Origin of the sequence: Janthinobacterium sp. YR213, from assembly GCF_900099875.1 — a bacterium.
Classification (GTDB): domain Bacteria; phylum Pseudomonadota; class Gammaproteobacteria; order Burkholderiales; family Burkholderiaceae_D; genus Janthinobacterium; species Janthinobacterium lividum.
In genome coordinates this window covers 539,400-554,547 of record NZ_FNDA01000004.1, presented here as the reverse complement: position 1 = coordinate 554,547, position 15,148 = coordinate 539,400, and the positions used below count along the sequence as shown (strand labels likewise).

At 62.8% G+C, this 15,148-nt stretch carries 19 protein-coding genes; 18 read left to right on the top strand and 1 reads right to left on the bottom strand.

Annotation, left to right across the window (positions count from 1 at the left end; all coding sequences use genetic code 11):
* Nucleotides 1-21 precede the first annotated feature (21 nt).
* From BLT98_RS20190 to BLT98_RS20165, 6 genes are read left to right on the top strand one after another with little or no spacing between them, the layout of a single operon-like run.
* Nucleotides 22-765 carry a FliA/WhiG family RNA polymerase sigma factor gene (locus BLT98_RS20190; protein WP_034787845.1) on the top strand — a complete coding sequence of 248 codons (744 nt, stop codon included), beginning with the start codon at nt 22-24 and terminating at the stop codon, nt 763-765.
* 56 nt (nt 766-821) lie between these two features.
* On the top strand, nt 822-1,736 hold the full coding sequence (gene motA / locus BLT98_RS20185) for a flagellar motor stator protein MotA (RefSeq protein ID WP_034757817.1): 915 nt from the start codon (nt 822-824) through the stop codon (nt 1,734-1,736).
* On the top strand, nt 1,720-2,724 hold the full coding sequence (locus BLT98_RS20180; protein ID WP_034787914.1) for a flagellar motor protein MotB: 1,005 nt from the start codon (nt 1,720-1,722) through the stop codon (nt 2,722-2,724). Before motA ends, BLT98_RS20180 begins: the two co-directional genes overlap by 17 nt.
* A 16-nt stretch (nt 2,725-2,740) precedes the next feature.
* Complete coding sequence (flgM, locus tag BLT98_RS20175) at nt 2,741-3,031, top strand: flagellar biosynthesis anti-sigma factor FlgM (RefSeq protein ID WP_034757812.1); 291 nt, start codon at nt 2,741-2,743, stop codon at nt 3,029-3,031.
* Complete coding sequence (gene flgN, locus BLT98_RS20170; protein ID WP_092610848.1) at nt 3,028-3,468, top strand: flagellar export chaperone FlgN; 441 nt, start codon at nt 3,028-3,030, stop codon at nt 3,466-3,468. Before flgM ends, flgN begins: the two co-directional genes overlap by 4 nt.
* Entirely contained in the window at nt 3,455-4,207 is a 753-nt protein-coding gene (locus BLT98_RS20165; RefSeq protein ID WP_092610845.1) for a glycoside hydrolase family 73 protein, read from the top strand. Before flgN ends, BLT98_RS20165 begins: the two co-directional genes overlap by 14 nt.
* Before the next feature lie 6 nt (nt 4,208-4,213).
* On the opposite strand, the gene flgA is transcribed toward BLT98_RS20165, so the two are convergent.
* Nucleotides 4,214-4,861: a flagellar basal body P-ring formation chaperone FlgA gene (flgA, locus tag BLT98_RS20160; protein WP_052140608.1), complete on the bottom strand. Its 648-nt coding sequence runs from the start codon at nt 4,859-4,861 to the stop codon at nt 4,214-4,216.
* A 254-nt stretch (nt 4,862-5,115) separates the two neighbouring features.
* On the opposite strand from flgA, the gene flgB reads away from it, so the two are divergent.
* The 12 genes from flgB to BLT98_RS20100 all read left to right on the top strand — a co-directional run bounded on the left by flgB (nt 5,116) and on the right by BLT98_RS20100 (nt 15,090).
* The gene (gene flgB, locus BLT98_RS20155) at nt 5,116-5,478 is read left to right on the top strand and encodes a flagellar basal body rod protein FlgB (protein WP_034758109.1); all 363 of its coding nucleotides are present in this window, start codon (nt 5,116-5,118) and stop codon (nt 5,476-5,478) included.
* Nucleotides 5,479-5,486: 8 nt separating this feature from the next.
* Complete coding sequence (flgC, locus tag BLT98_RS20150; RefSeq protein ID WP_034757795.1) at nt 5,487-5,903, top strand: flagellar basal body rod protein FlgC; 417 nt, start codon at nt 5,487-5,489, stop codon at nt 5,901-5,903.
* 3 nt (nt 5,904-5,906) lie between these two features.
* Entirely contained in the window at nt 5,907-6,560 is a 654-nt protein-coding gene (locus BLT98_RS20145) for a flagellar hook capping FlgD N-terminal domain-containing protein (RefSeq protein ID WP_092610842.1), read from the top strand.
* A gap of 58 nt (nt 6,561-6,618) precedes the next feature.
* Nucleotides 6,619-7,797, top strand: coding sequence for a flagellar hook protein FlgE (locus BLT98_RS20140; protein ID WP_034787837.1), 1,179 nt, complete (start codon nt 6,619-6,621; stop codon nt 7,795-7,797).
* 26 nt (nt 7,798-7,823) lie between these two features.
* The gene (locus BLT98_RS20135) at nt 7,824-8,552 is read left to right on the top strand and encodes a flagellar basal body rod protein FlgF (RefSeq protein ID WP_092610839.1); all 729 of its coding nucleotides are present in this window, start codon (nt 7,824-7,826) and stop codon (nt 8,550-8,552) included.
* Between the two features lie 32 nt (nt 8,553-8,584).
* A complete protein-coding gene (gene flgG, locus BLT98_RS20130) occupies nt 8,585-9,373 on the top strand; it encodes a flagellar basal-body rod protein FlgG (protein WP_170846442.1) in 789 nt (262 codons plus the stop codon).
* Nucleotides 9,373-10,047 carry a flagellar basal body L-ring protein FlgH gene (gene flgH, locus BLT98_RS20125; RefSeq protein WP_034787828.1) on the top strand — a complete coding sequence of 225 codons (675 nt, stop codon included), beginning with the start codon at nt 9,373-9,375 and terminating at the stop codon, nt 10,045-10,047. Before flgG ends, flgH begins: the two co-directional genes overlap by 1 nt.
* A 9-nt stretch (nt 10,048-10,056) precedes the next feature.
* A complete protein-coding gene (locus BLT98_RS20120; protein WP_034787825.1) occupies nt 10,057-11,169 on the top strand; it encodes a flagellar basal body P-ring protein FlgI in 1,113 nt (370 codons plus the stop codon).
* 114 nt (nt 11,170-11,283) lie between these two features.
* Entirely contained in the window at nt 11,284-11,673 is a 390-nt protein-coding gene (locus BLT98_RS20115; RefSeq protein ID WP_092611155.1) for a rod-binding protein, read from the top strand.
* Between the two features lie 81 nt (nt 11,674-11,754).
* Entirely contained in the window at nt 11,755-13,116 is a 1,362-nt protein-coding gene (gene flgK / locus BLT98_RS20110; RefSeq protein ID WP_092610836.1) for a flagellar hook-associated protein FlgK, read from the top strand.
* 10 nt (nt 13,117-13,126) lie between these two features.
* Nucleotides 13,127-14,038 carry a flagellar hook-associated protein FlgL gene (gene flgL / locus BLT98_RS20105; protein WP_034787818.1) on the top strand — a complete coding sequence of 304 codons (912 nt, stop codon included), beginning with the start codon at nt 13,127-13,129 and terminating at the stop codon, nt 14,036-14,038.
* A gap of 5 nt (nt 14,039-14,043) precedes the next feature.
* Nucleotides 14,044-15,090 (top strand): hypothetical protein, encoded by a 1,047-nt coding sequence (locus tag BLT98_RS20100; RefSeq protein WP_034787803.1) that lies wholly within the window; start codon nt 14,044-14,046, stop codon nt 15,088-15,090.
* Nucleotides 15,091-15,148: the final 58 nt, after the last annotated feature.

Here is a 15,148-nt window from a genome sequence, read left to right as displayed (position 1 = left end):
GCCGACCTAGTGGGAGATCCCTTGGCCTATGTAGAGCAATACCAGGAAGCGTATGGCGCCGGCGAATATGCGGCCGCCAGCGCTTGCGCGGCCGTGCTCAGCGTTGCTGAAGAGCAACAACATCTGGTCGCGTACTCCCCTTTGGTGAAACGCATCGTGCGCCAGCTCAATTCGCAGGTGTCGGGCGCCATCGACCGCGACGACATGGAACAGATTGGCCTGATGGGACTGCTGGAAGCCCTGCGCCGCTACGGCGTGCCGGACCAGTCTTTCGGCAGCTATGCCAGCCTGCGCATCCGTGGCGCCATCCTCGATGAACTGCGGCGCCAAGACTGGCGCCCGCGCGCCGTGCGCCAGGAAAGCCACCGCCTGCGCGACAGCGTGCGCGCCCTGACCCGGCGCCTGGGGCGCGAGCCGCTGGAAGCGGAAATCATGGCGGCCCTGAAACTGACGCCGGAAGCCTTCCAGGAATATCAATTGGCGGAAAACGCCGAGCTGATCGCCAGTTTCGACGAAGTGCTGCAGGAAAGCCTGGGGCAAGCCGACAGCGCACCGAGCCCGGAAGAGCAATTGATGGTGCGGCGCAGCCTGGAACAGGCGCTGCGCACGCTGGACGAACGGGAACAGCGCGTGGTGCAGATGTATTACGAATTCGAACTGAGCTATAAAGAAATTGCCGCCGTGCTGGACCTGAGCGACGCCCGCGTCTGCCAGCTCAACAAGACGGCGCTGGGCAAGATGAAAGCCATGCTGCAAGACGCATAAGAGTAAGCAAGATCCATCAAATTGACGCAGCACAATGACGCAGAAAGGCAGTTGACATGGTAATTATCGGTATCTTAATCGTGATGGGGTGTGTATTCGGAGGCTTCGCCCTGATGGGCGGCACCGTCCACGCGATCTGGCAACCGGTCGAGTTGATCATCATCATCGGCGCCGCCGTTGGCGCCCTGGTGCTGGGCAACCCCAAGCATGTACTCGGTGAAATGCTGCACCAGATGCGCAAGATCGTCACGCACAAGAAGCAAGGCTCGGAATTCCAGCGCCAGTTGCTGCTGCTGATGTATGAACTGCTGCAAACGGCCGCCGGCGGCCTGAAGGCGCTCGACGCCCACGTCGAGGCACCGCGCGAAAGCGCCCTGTTCCAGCGCTATCCGCTGGTGCTGGAAGAGCCGAAGCTGCTGGCCTTCATCGTCGACAACTTCCGTTTGATGGCGATGGGCAAGATCAACGCGCATGAGCTCGAAGGCGTGCTGGAGCAGGAACTGGAAGCCATCCACGACGAATTGCTGCAACCGTCGAAGTCCCTGCACAAGATCGCCGAGGCCATGCCAGGTTTCGGTATCCTGGCTGCCGTTCTGGGCATCGTGATGGCCATGAATTCCGTGGCCGACGGCGCCGATGCGGCGGAAATTTCGGAAAAAGTGGGTGCCGCCATGGTCGGTACCTTCATCGGCATCTTCTTTTGCTACGGCGTGCTCGATCCGATGTGCAACATGATGAAGCAATTGGTGGGCGAAGAAGGCTCGACCATGGAGTGCGTGAAGGTCGTGCTGGTCACGCACGTGGCGGGCAAGCCGCCCCTGCTGGCGATCGATGCGGGCCGCCGCCTGGTGCAGCTGAACATCAAGCCGAGCTTCGCCCAGCTGGAAAGCTGGATCAATGCGCTGGAAGATGGCGGCGCGGAACAAGAGCAGGGCCAAGGCCGGGGAGGCCGCCGTGCTAAAGCCGCATGAGAAACATGAACAGGCCATCATCAAGCGTGCTGGCCGCAAGCATGACGACGATGGCCATGGCGGCGCCTGGAAAGTAGCATTCGCCGACTTTTGCCTGGCCCTGCTGTCGCTGTTCCTCGTGCTGTGGCTGATGGCCGCGCGCGAGCAGCAGGCAATGAAGGAAATCATGATGGATGCGTCGGCCAGCAGCCGCCAGGGCGAAGGCCAGGGCGTCATGCCGGAACAGAGTGGCGGTCCGCGCGGCAGCCTGATCGAGCGCTTCCCCATGCCCCGCAAGGGCTCGGGCGACACGCGCACGGAAGGCAAGCAGATGCAGGACGGCAAAGCCGGCTCCGCGCCGCAAAACCAGACCAAGGTCAGCTACCAGTCGCCGGAAGACTTGATGGCCTTGTCGCGCGCGCTCGACAAGCTCAGCGACGAAGCGGGACTCAAGAGCAACCTGCAATCCGTGATCACGCCGTACGGCTTGCGCGTCATGCTGCACGATACGGACAAGCAAGGCATGTTCGTGCGCGGCAGCGCCGTGCCGACCGACCGCTTCCGCAAGCTGCTGCGCCAGATGGGCCCCGTATTTGCGCAAATGGAAAACCAGATGCTGATCGTCGGCCACACGGATTCCTTGCAATACGCCAATAACGGCTATGAAGGCTATTCGAACTGGACCTTGTCGGCCAACCGCGCCATGTCGGCGCGAGCGCAATTGCTGATCGGCAGCATGAGTCCGGACAGCGTGCTGCAAGTGGTGGGCATGGCCGACCGCGCGCCGCTGGACGTGAAAAATGCCAGCGCCGGCATCAACCGCCGCATCGAACTGTTAATATTGACGCGTGGCCAGGCAGACAGCATCGCCGCCATGTTCGGCATGGCCGGGCAAAAGCCGCAAGGCGACGAACTGCAAGTGGGTGAACCGGATGCGGGCACCTTGCAGCGCCTGCGCGAAAAACTGGGCCTGCCCGCAAAGAAGGAGCGGGATGAGCATGCAAATTAAGGGCAAGGGACAACGTATGAAAATCTCCTCCGGCAATACCGGTGCCGCCGTGCGCAGCAGCGCCGTCGCGCCGGCCGAGGCGATCGCCGAGAACGCGGGCGCCGCCGGCGCCATGGGCGGCTCGTCGGCCGGGGCGGAATTGCAATCGGCCGTGCTGCAACCGGCCATGGCCGCGCTGCGCGCCATGCCCGAGATCGACCACGAGCGCGTGGCCATGCTGCGCGATGCGCTGGCGAAGGGCGAATTGCCGTTCGATCCGTCAAAACTGGCAGGCTTGATCCAGCGCTTCCACGGCGGTGAATCGTGACAGCAGCGCGCAAGGGCATCACGCGCCAGGAAGCCGTGCGCCGCGTGCTGCAAGGCATGAAAGACGACAGCATCGGCTATGCCGCCCTGCAAACCTTATTGGAAGAGCAATTCCAGGCCACCCTGCACCACCGCAGCGCGCAGCTGACGGCGCTGGCCGACCAGGTCATCGCCGCCGTCGACCCGCTCGATGCGCGCCGCCGCCAGCGGGTCAGCCTCGTCACAGCCCTGCTGGGCCCGCAAGGCGACATGTCGCAATTATTTGCGCTGTTGCAAGAAGACGCGCGCACGAGCGCCGAACGCGACTGGGCCGCGCTCGAGCAGATGGTGCTTGAATGCAAACGCCTGAACGCCCGCAACAGTGATTTATTAACAGAGCAGTACAGCATCATGCAGCGCGTGCTGCATGGCGAGGAAGATACGTATGCGCCAGGCTGATTTCCTGACAACCCGCGCCACGGCGGCAACGCCGTCGACGGCAGCCACGTCCGCCGTGCAGAGCAATATGCGCGCCACCGACGCCACCAGTTCCAGCGGCAACTTCAGCAGCGTGTTCCGGCAAGTACAGGGCGAAGTGGCCCGCTTCATCGAACAGGGCGGCGGCAATGCCACCAGCCTGAACCCGCAAGGCCGCGCCTACCTGGAACAGAGCCAGCCCGTCAATGTGCTGGGCAGCATCAACCAGGGCGGAGAAATCGGCGAAGTACAGCAACAATTTCTCGCCTCGATCAAGCCGTGGACGCAAGAAACGGGCGCGCGCCTGGGCGTGGCGCCGGAAATCGTCGCCGCCCACGCGGCACTGGAATCGGGCTGGGGCCAGCGTCCGCTGCGCCAGGGCACGGGGGCGGACACGAATAATCTGTTCGGCATCAAGGCCGGCGGCAAATGGCAGGGCGACGTGGCCAGCAACGTCACCACCGAATACGAGGCGGGCAGCGGCACGGCCCTGAAGAAAACGGAACGTTTCCGCAGCTATCCGGACCAGGCCAGCGCCTTCCGCGACTATGCGCAGGTCTTGCTCGACAATCCGCGCTACCGCGCCGCCCTGAACACGGGTGCCGACGCGGGCGCCTTCGCGCAAGGCCTGGCGCGCGGCGGCTATGCCACCGATCCGAATTACGCCACCAAGCTGACGCAGCTGGCGACGCGTCTGCAGCGCACGGCCGCCGCAGACTGATTTTCCTTAACGGCCGGGAAGTTCGGCCGGTTCCACCACGCCCGCATCGACCACCCTGGCACGTATCACCGTGCCGCTGGTGGCGTTGCGCACGCGAATCACCTCGCCCAGCGCGCCCGGATCCATCGCTTCGCCGGCCATGCTCACTTCCACCTGCTCCTTGCGCGCCACGATATTCACCGCACTGCCCCGCTTGATCAGCACGGGCGACGCCAGTTGTCCCTGACGCAACACTTCGCCGGCACGCAAACTGCGCCGGCTCGACAGGCCAACGGCGCCGGGCAAGGAGGCAATACTGTCGGGCACCATCGTCACGTCGCGCCGCGCCAGGGTCACGTCGCCCGCCTGCAACGGCGTATTGGCCGTGACGGGGACGCTGGTGACGGCCACCTGGGCCGTGATGCTGCCGCGCGCCAGCATTTCATAACGCCAACCGTTGCTCCCAGGACACACTGCGACAAAGCGCATGCGCTGCGCCGAGCGGCTGTCCGCCGTTTCCAGCGCAACGGGCGCCGCGCACGCCGGCACGGGGCGCGTGCTTTTTACCACGGTGACTTGAAACTGCGGTTCCAGCAATCCGGCCGAGGCTGCCTGCTGCGCCAATTGCTCGCGCGCCAATTGTTCCACACGCGAAAATATATTGTCGGCTGGCAATTCTGCGCGTCCTGCACTACTATATAGGCTGGTCAGTAAAAAGAGGCCCGGAAGCAGTATGTGACGACATTGCGCCTTGTTCCACATCACGGAATAGTTCTCAAAGTAAATCATTGCTAACCTTAATCAAAGATACTGAAGCGGCATGACCTTACCATGCGTCAACATGACCAGGCTGGGATTTTACCTCTGCACCACCTATTTTCTAGCCCGAACCGCAAAAAGCACGAACGAATTCAATACAAAGGATGACCATGGGGATTAATTTCAAGGATGCGCTGGGCGTGCACGCCGATGCGCTCGCGCTGCGTGCCGACCGCACACGCGTACTGGCCGCCAACATCGCCAATGAAAACACGCCCGGCTTCCAGGCCATGGACATGGATTTCGGCAGCGCCCTGCAGCAGTTGCAGGACAACGAAGCCGGCCTACTGTCGACCGATGACGATGCCAGCGCCCTGTACCGCGTCCCCTATCACCCCAGCCGCGACGGCAATACCGTCGAAATCGGCGTCGAGCAGGCGGCGTTCTCGCAGAATGCCACCGACTTCCAGACCAGCCTGACTTTCGTCAACATGAAACTGAAGGGTCTGTCCAAGGCCATTTCCGGACAATAAGGATCAGCATGAGCTTCCAGGATATTTCCAAGATCGCCGGTTCGGCGATGGCGGCGCAAACCGTGCGCCTCAATACCATCGCCAGCAACCTGGCCAATGCCGATTCCGTGGCCGGTTCCGAAGGCGAAACCTACCGCGCGCGCAAGCCCGTATTTGCGGCCGTGATGGATGGCCCCGGTGCCAGCGGCGCCGGTGGAAGAGTGCAAGTGCTCGACGTGGTGCAAAGCGACGAGCCGCTGCGCAAGGTGTATGAACCGGGCCACCCGATGGCCAATGCCGATGGCATGGTGTTCTACCCCAACGTCAATCAGGTGGCCGAAATGACCGACATGATGTCGGCGTCGCGCGCGTTTGAAACCAATGTCGAAGTTCTGGGCCGCATCAAGTCGATGCAGCAATCGCTCCTCAAATTAGGTGAAGCATAATCCATGGAAACCAATCTCTTTACAAACAACACCAGTGGCAGCAACAGCGGCAGCAATGCCGTCAAGTCGCAAAGCAATGCTACCCAGGATATGTTCACCAAATTGCTGGTGGCCCAGATCAAGAACCAGGATCCCCTCGCACCGACCGATCCGAGCCAGTTCGTCAATCAATTGACGCAGCAGGCGCAGACGGAAGCGATGCAAAATCTGTCGGCGCTGACCAGCGCCAATGCCAGCGTGCTGCAATCGATGCAGGTGCTGGCCCTGGGCGCGCAAGTGGGTTCCGAAGTGATGGTCAACAGCGAAACGGTCCAGCTCGACAAGAGCAAGGTCAGCGGCAGCATCGCGCTCGCGGCCGGCACCACCAAGACCACGGTGACCCTGAAAGGCATCGACGACAAGGAATACAAGATCGAACTGGGCGCCAAAGGTGCCGGCACGGTACCGTTTACCATCGATCCCGTGGCCCTGGGCTTGCCTGCTGGCACCTATACCATGGCGGTGACGACCAGTGGCACCGAAAAACCGACGGTCGACATCTCAGGCAAGCTCAATAGCGTGCGCCTGTCGGCCGGCGGCAGCATGATTCTGAGCGTGTCGAACCTGGGTGAAGTCAACCCTGGCGCGATCACCGGCTTTAACGGTAAGACGGCCTGATCCGCCCTTCCCTTCGTTTCCTGAACACTAATCTCGTCCTTCACTAAAGGAAGTCAACATGAGTTTCGACATCGCCCTGTCCGGTATCCAGTCCATCAACCAACAGTTGAACAGCACCAGTAACAATATCGCCAACGCCGGCACCTACGGCTTCAAGAGCAGCCGCGCCAACTTTTCGGCCATGTACGCCGGTTCGCGCGCCACGGGCACGGAAATCGGCTCGCTGACGCAAAGCATGTCGCTCAATGGCGGCGTGCTGAACACGGGCCGCGCGCTTGACGCGGCCATCGATGGCCGCGGCTATTTCGTCACGCGCGATGCGCAGAACACGATGACCTACAGCCGCGTCGGCATCTTTTCGGCCAGCAATGAAGGCAAGCTGATCGATGCGAATGGCCGCCTGGTGCAGGGCTATGCCGCCGTCAAGGGCAGCACCACGCTGGGCACCATGGGCGACATGCTCATTCCAACGGGCCAGATTCCCGCCGTGGCCTCGACCAAGCTGGCGTATGCCGCCAACATGTCGTCCGAATGGACCGTGAAAACGCCGCCGTTCAACAAGACCAACGAACTGAGCTACAACAGCGCCAAGTCCTCGATCGTCTACGATTCGCTGGGCGCCAAGCACTCGCTGGGCCAGTATTTCGTCAAGACGGCAACGGGCGTGGACGTGCACTACACCTTCGACAACGCCGATGTGACGCCGGTGACGAGCATGACCTTCGACACGAACGGCAAGCTGGTGACTGGCACGGGCGCCACGCCAGTGCTGCCGACGCCGCCTGGCGCGGCGGCGCTGTCGGTCGTCATCGACTACACGGGCACCACCCAGTTCGCCGGCGAAGCCACCACCTCGACCGACCGCGCCGACGGCTATGCCTCGGGCACCTACACGGGCGTGGAACTGGCCGATGACGGCTCCGTCGTGGCGAAATACACGAACGGCCAAAAACAGAGCATCGGCGTGATCGCCCTGGCTACCTTCCCTGACGAAGGCGCATTGACGGCCGTCAACGATACCAGCTGGGTCGCCTCGACCACTTCCGGCACCGCCATGTATGACCGTCCGGGCGTCGGCATGGCCGGCAAACTGGTGACGAGCTCGCTGGAACAGTCGAACGTCGACATCACCTCCGAACTGGTGGGCCTGATGACGTCGCAGCGTAACTACCAGGCCAACTCGAAGGTCATCTCGACCGAGAACGCCATGCTGCAATCGCTGATGCAAGCGCTGTAATCCACGATACGCAAAGGTAAAGAGCAATGGATGCGCTGATTTATACCGCCATGAGCGGAGCCGACCGTGCCCTGCGGGCACAGCAGGTACACGCCAACAACCTGGCCAACATCGAAACGGGCGGCTTCCGCGCCAACCTGGAAGTGTCCACTGCCCAGCCGTTGCAAAACGGCTATGGCTACGACGACCGCCACATGACGCAGACGCAGTCGAGCGCCATCGGCACGCGTACGGGCACCATCAAGGAAACGGGACGCGAACTCGACGTGGCCGTCACGGGCCCCGGCTTTCTCGCGGTACAGTGGCAAAACGGCGAAGCCTACACGCGCGCCGGCGCCATGGACCTCGATGAAACGGGCGCCCTGACCATCAACGGCCGGCCCGTGCTGGGCGAAGGCGGTCCGATCACGATTCCCGAGCACACCAGCCTGTCGATCGGCGGCGATGGCACGATTTCCATCCAGGTACCGGGCACTGCGCAAATGCAGACGGTCGACAAGCTCAAGCTGGTCAACGCCGAAGCGGGCGAGCTGACCAAGAACGAAGCGGGCCTGATCGTGGCGCGCGGCGGCGAAGACCTGCAAGCTGATCCGACGGTACGCATCCGCGACCGCCACCTGGAAGGCAGCAACGTCTCGGCCGTCGAGGAAATGGTCGCCACCATGAGCCTGAACCGCAGTTTCGAGATGCAGATGAAAGTTTTCAAGGCCAGCGATTCCATGACCGAGTCCGGCAACCGCCTGCTGGGCGCTTAAGCCCAACGCCAATCTATTATTAGGAGCAATACATGAATCCAGCAATGTGGATCAGCAAGACCGGCGTGCAGGCACAAGATGCCAAACTGCAAGCCATCGCGAATAACCTGGCCAACGTCAATACCGTCGGCTTCAAGCGCGACCGCGTCGTCTTCGAAGACCTGTTTTACCAGGTCGAGCAGCAGCCGGGCACGCAGCGAGCCGACAACACCCTCTCGCCATCGGGCGTGCAGCTGGGTAACGGTACGCACATGGTCGGCACGCAAAAGGTGTTTACCACCGGCAGCCTGCAAACGACCAGCCGCGAATTCGACGTCGCCATCACCGGCAACGGCTTCCTGCAAGTGCTGCGCCCGAACGGCGAAGCGGCCTACACGCGCGCCGGCCAGTTGAGCCTGAATGAAAACGGCGTGATGGTCAACGCCCAGGGCTTGCCCCTGGTGCCGCAGATCACCGTGCCGAACAACGCCACGGCCATCACCATCGGTGAAAACGGCATGGTCACGGCCACCGTACCGGGCAATGTCGCCGGTACCGAACTGGGCCAGCTGAACCTCTCCAGCTTCGTCAACCCGACCGGCCTGCTGGCACTCGGTGAAAACCTGTTCCAGGAAACGGCATCGAGCGGCACGCCGACGGAAGGCCGTCCCGGCGAGGGCGCCCTGGGCAAATTGAAGCAGTTCGCGCTGGAAGGCTCGAACGTGCAAGTGGTCGAAGAGATGGTCGACATGATCGCTGCCCAGCGCACCTATGAAATGAATACCAAGGTGCTGTCGGCCGCCGACAATATGCTGCAATACCTGGCGCAAGCGGCACGTTGATGAAGGCCGCACTGAAAGCCGGAGCGGCCCTGCTGCTGGTCCTGGCGGCCGGTTGCGCCAGCCAGCCGGTGGCCCCTCTGGCGCCCAGCTTTTCCGATACGCCGCTGCCCGTGGCGCCGCGCAGCGCTGCGCGCGGCGGCGTGGCCGGCGGCGTCTTCAATCCCGATGCGGGCCTGGCCCTGACTTCCGACAGCCGCGCTTTCCGCGTCGGCGACGTCGTCACGGTGGCCCTGCAGGAAACCACGCAGGCGAGCAAGAAGGCGGGCACCTCGTTCAACAAGGGTTCGTCCGTCGGCGTGCAGGCGGCCAATATCCTCGGCAAGACCTTCCCCAAGACGGGCATCGACCTGTCTGCCGACCGCAACTTCGCCGGCGACTCGACCAGCACGCAGCAAAACGCGCTGTCCGGCGCCATCACGGTGATCGTGCAGGAAGTGCTGCCGAACGGCTTGCTGCGCGTGCAGGGTGAAAAAACCCTGACCCTGAACCAGGGCGAGGAATTCGTGCGCCTGCGCGGCTACCTGCGCGCGGCCGATATCGATTCCAACAACCAGGTGTCCTCGTTGCGCATCGCCAATGCGCAGATCGCCTATTCCGGCCAGGGCACCCTGGCCGAAGCCAACAAACCAGGCTGGCTGACGCGTTTCTTCGTCGGCCCATGGATGCCGTTTTAAGGTGACCTCATGAAATTTCGTTCCGCCCTGCCCCTGGCAGCCATGCTCGCTGCGCTGTCCGGCTTTGCCCTGCCCGCCAGCGCCGCGCAAGTGCTGCGCAACCTGGTCAGCATCGAGGGCGTGCGCGACAACCCGCTGGTCGGCTACGGCCTCGTCGTGGGCCTGAACGGCAGCGGCGACACCACGCAGGTGAAGTTTTCCAGCCAGTCCGTGGTCAACATGCTCAAGCAGTTCGGCGTGAAAATGCCGGACGGCGCCGAATCGAAAAGCAAGAACGTCGCCACCGTCATGGTCAGCGCCGTGTTTCCTCCGGGATACCGCCGTGGCCAGGCCATCGACGTGACCGTATCGTCGTTGGGCGATGCGAAAAGCTTGCGCGGCGGCACCTTGCTGCTGACGCAATTGCGCGCGGCCGACAATGAAACGTATGCGCTGGCGCAAGGCAACGTCGTCGTCGGCGGCTTGAACGCCACCGGCAAGAGCGGCTCGTCCGTCACCGTCAACACGCCCACCTCGGGCCGCATTCCCAACGGCGGCAACATCGAGCGCGAAATCCTCAGCGATTTCTCGACCAAGCCGACCGTCACCCTGAATCTGCGCCACCCGCATTTCGAGACGGCCATCAATATCGTCGAAGCCGTCAACCGCCGCTTTGGCGCCGTCGCCACCACCAGCGACGCCACCAGCGTGGAAGTGCTGGCGCCGGAAAACCCGACCCAGCGCGTGGCCTTCATGGCCAAGCTCGAAGCCTTGAGCGTCGATGTCGGCGTCGATACGCCGAAAGTGGTCTTCAATTCGCGCACGGGCACCGTGGTCATCGCCGAAGGCTTGCGCGTGAAAGCGGCCGCCGTCACGCATGGCTCGCTCAAGGTCGTCATTTCCGAAAGCTCGGCCGTCAGCCAGCCGGCGCCGTTCGGCCGCGGCCAGACCACCGTCACGCCGCAATCCAAAGTGTCCGTCGACCAGGGCAACGGCAATATGTTCAAATGGCCGGCCGGCGCCAAGCTGCAATCGATCATCGACGTGGTCAACAGCCTGGGCGCCTCGCCCGATGACATCATGGCAATTCTGCAAGCCCTCGACCAGGCGGGAGCCATCGAAGGCGAACTGGTGGTGATCTAACGTGCCCGTCAAAAAGCCCAGGACTGCGTTGCACTGCCTCGTCGTACAGTCGTACTGCCTTCGGCAATACGCCTTGCCCTGAACATTTTGACGAACACTGAAAGCTGAATGGAAATGAATGTAAACGACAGCAGCAGCGCCCTGCCCTCGGCGCTCGACGACCGCTCCCCTGCCGCCGCCACGCCGGCCGATCCGCGCTACGCGGCCAAGGCCACCGAGGCGGCCGTCAAGTTCGAAGCGTTCTTCATCTCGCACATGCTGCGCCAGATGCGTTCGGGCACGCGCGAGATGGCGGGCGAAGACAGCGTCTTCAAGGATCCCATCAACAACGACATGCTGGAAATGGCCGACAACCTGGTGGCCGACAAGATGGCCGGCCAGCGCGCCTTCGGCATCGCCGACGCCATCCTGCGCCAGCTGCTGCCGGCGGCCAGCGCCCCCGTGGCAGCCAAAAGCACTGTCAAGACCGACAATATTGCAGCGCCGCTTAATAAATCCGTCTGAAGCGTCGCCTGTACAAGGTAACAACGATTCAATGCCTGCCCACCAGCACGCGCCACTCTCTTCACGAAAGAAACTTGCCCAATGAGCATCATCAGCAATGCATTGTCAGGCAGCATCGCCGCCCAGGCCGCACTCAATGCGGCCAGCCAGAACATCGCCAACCTGCAAACGGCGGGCTATACGCGCCAGGGCGTGCTGTTGTCCTCGCTTGGTGCCGGCGTGGGCGTGCGCTCGGCCGGCAATGGGGTGGAAGTGTCCGCCCTGCTGCGCTTTGCCGATGCTTATAAAAGCCAGCAAATGTGGCGCGCCGCGTCCGACCAGGGCGCCCGTTCGCAGACCCAGCCTTATCTGACGCAGCTCGAGCGCGTGATGGGCGACGATGCTTCCAGCATCAGCAACGGCATCGACGGCTTTTTCGCCGCCCTCAACGCCTCGGCCGTCGACCCGACCTCGACGCCCCTGCGCCAGCAGATCGTCACCTCCGCCGACGCCATGGCGCAGCGCTTCAACAGCATCAGCACCGTGATGGGCAATCAGTTGCTGTCGGTGCAGCAGCAACGCGCAGCGATCGTGCCGCAAGTCAATACCACCCTGGCCAATATCGCCGCGCTGAACCAGCGCATCAGCACCTCCACCGCCGCCGGCACGAATGTGTCGTCGCTGATGGATGCGCGCGACCAGCTGATCGACGGCCTGGCCTCGCAAATGGGCATCGAGGTCCTCGACCAGCCGGACGGTTCGCGCAATATCGCGCTGAAGTCGGGCCAGCCGCTGGTGATCGGCAGCCTGGCCGGCACCATGAGCAGCAACATGACGAACACCGGCGAACAGACGCTGAGCCTTGATTTCGCCAAGTCCTCGTACAAGCTCGACCCGGTCGCCATCGGCGGGCAGATGGGCGGCCTGGGCGAGTTCGAGCAAAATACCCTGAAACCGCTGCAGCAGTCGCTGCAAGACATGGCCACCCAGTTGACCAACAAGGTCAACGCGCAGCTGGCACTGGGCAAGACCATGGCCGGGACCCCAGGTGGTCCCCTGCTGGCCTACGCAAATGGCAAGCTGAGCATTACCCCCGGCTTCAACGCCAAGGACCTGGCCCTGTCGCTGACGGGCCAGGCCGGCGACAGCGGCAACTTGCAGAAATTAATCGAGATCAAGAATCAACCGATCACCGTCAGCTGGGTCGGTTCTGTCCTGATGAGCGACGCGGATACGCAACTGGTCGGCAAGCTGGGCATCTACAGCCAGCAGAACCAGGCCTTGCTGAAGACGGCCAACACGGTGCGCGCGCAAGCGATCGACGACTGGAAGTCCACCAGCGGCGTGAACAAGGATGAAGAAGCGATGAGCCTGGTCGAATTCCAGAATATGTATCAAGCAAACATGAAAGTCATTTCCGTGGCGAATAGCTTGTTTGACGCCACTTTGCAAATGATGGGTTAAGGAGAAGATCATGCGTGTCGCCAGTAGCCAGTACCAATCGCTGATCAATATTTCGCTTCAGCAAAATCAGGAACGCATCAACTTCCTGACGCAGCAAATGTCTTCCGGCTTGCGCATCCAGCTGCCATCGGACGATCCGATCGGCAACGTGCGCATTTCGCGCCTGACGCGCGAGCAAGCCATGGTCACGCAGTACCAGGACAATATCGCCACGGTGAAAGTGCGCCTGCTGAAGAATGAAAACTACCTGTCGAGCATGGTCACCGACATGGGCCAGGCGCGCGACTTGCTGGTATGGGCCGCCGACGGCAGCAATACGCCGGGCGACCTGAATGCGATGACGCAATCGCTGACGGCCATGCGCGACAGCGTGCTGTACACGGCCAACCTGAAAGACCAGGAAGGCCGCTACATGTTTTCCGGCACAGCGACCGACCAGCCCGCAATCAAATACGACCCGACGGCAGCCGCCGGCTCGCGCTACAGCTACATCGGCAACACCGACACGCAGACCGTGGTAGTGGGCAATGGCGTGACGCAGGCGGCCAACGTCGACGTGAAGAACCTGGAAGTGTGGCTCAACAAGATCGACCAGGTCATCACCACGCTCGGCACGCCGGGCGTCAACCCCAACGACCCGGCAGTGCGCGCCATCGTCAACGACGGCCTGGGCGGCACCGATGATGGCATGGATTTGCTCTCTGGCAAGATCGCCATCTTCGGCGGCGCGCAAAACATCCTCACCACGCTGTCCGGCAACCTGGCCAACGTGTCGCTGTCGAACAATTCGGCCCTGCTGGACCTGAAAAAGACCGACATGGGCGCGGCCGCGATTGAACTGACCGGCTACCAGACGGCCCTGCAGGCAACCTATAAAGCCTACACCAAGGTTGGCACTATTTCCCTGTTTGATCTTCTCTGACCATCATGCAAATCGTTCAGACTTCCTCCTCTTCCGGCGTCAATGCCAAAGGCGCCGGCACAGCCCGCGTCGTCGATGACGCGTCCGCCGCGGTCAAAAGCAGTGCCAGCGCGCGCAGCGAGGCGCCGGCAGCGAGGAGTTCGACGGCGAGCCTGCAGCGTGGCCTGAGCAACTGGGATCACCAGCTGCAGGGGGAAATTTCTAACGCACAACAAACCCTCGACTACCTGGAACGCAGCAGCAGCCAGTTGCAAGCGCTGAAAAGCGAACTGGCGGCCAAGCTGGCCGCGCGCCAGGGCCGCGAAGGGCAAGTCGAGGCCAGAGTACGCCAGTTCAGCAATACCTGGCGCCAGCGCGCCAGCGCCTCGGGCGGCACGCTCGATGCACAGCTCGGCTATACCAGCCCGCAGGCGGCACAGCAGAACTTCAGCATCCGCGGCCTGACCATGGCCAGCCTGCAGGAAGGCCCGCAGGAAGTGCTGGCCTTTTCCGTCGGCGGCGCGAGCCAGGCCTTGCGCTCGGTGAATATCGAACCTGGCCTGAGCGAGAACGAAATCGTCTCCCGCTTCGACCGCGCACTGATGCCGTCAGGCATAGGCGTCAAGCTGGGCGAGAATGGCGAACTGGTGTTCAGCACGTCGGAAGCGGCCTGGGCCAGCGTGCGCGACAGCCTGTCCGTGCGCGGCAGCGGCATCCGCTACCCGACCGGCCAGATGAGCCGCGTGCGCACGGATGCGGAACCGGCCGCCATCGCCCCGGAAGAATGGAGTACCGGCGACGTGGAAGCCCTGCGCGCCACCTTGCAGCAAGTGGTGCAGGCGCTGGCGCAGTTGCAGGCGGCGCGCAGCTCCGTCAGCCTGGCCCTGGCGCAAGCGACGGGACGGGTCGCCCGCGCGCAACCGGTGCAGCAAGTCAACGTCAGCATGGATACCTTGGCGGAAAACTTCACGGAAAAAGCCAGCCAGCCCGGCTATGAATCACTGCTGGCGATCAGCTCGGCGCTGGTCGGCATCAGCCGCGAGCGCGTCGTCGCGCTGCTGGGCCTGGAATAACCCCCTGCTGCGTGCGCTGACTTGGCGCACGCGGCAATAATGGGGCACACACCCTAGC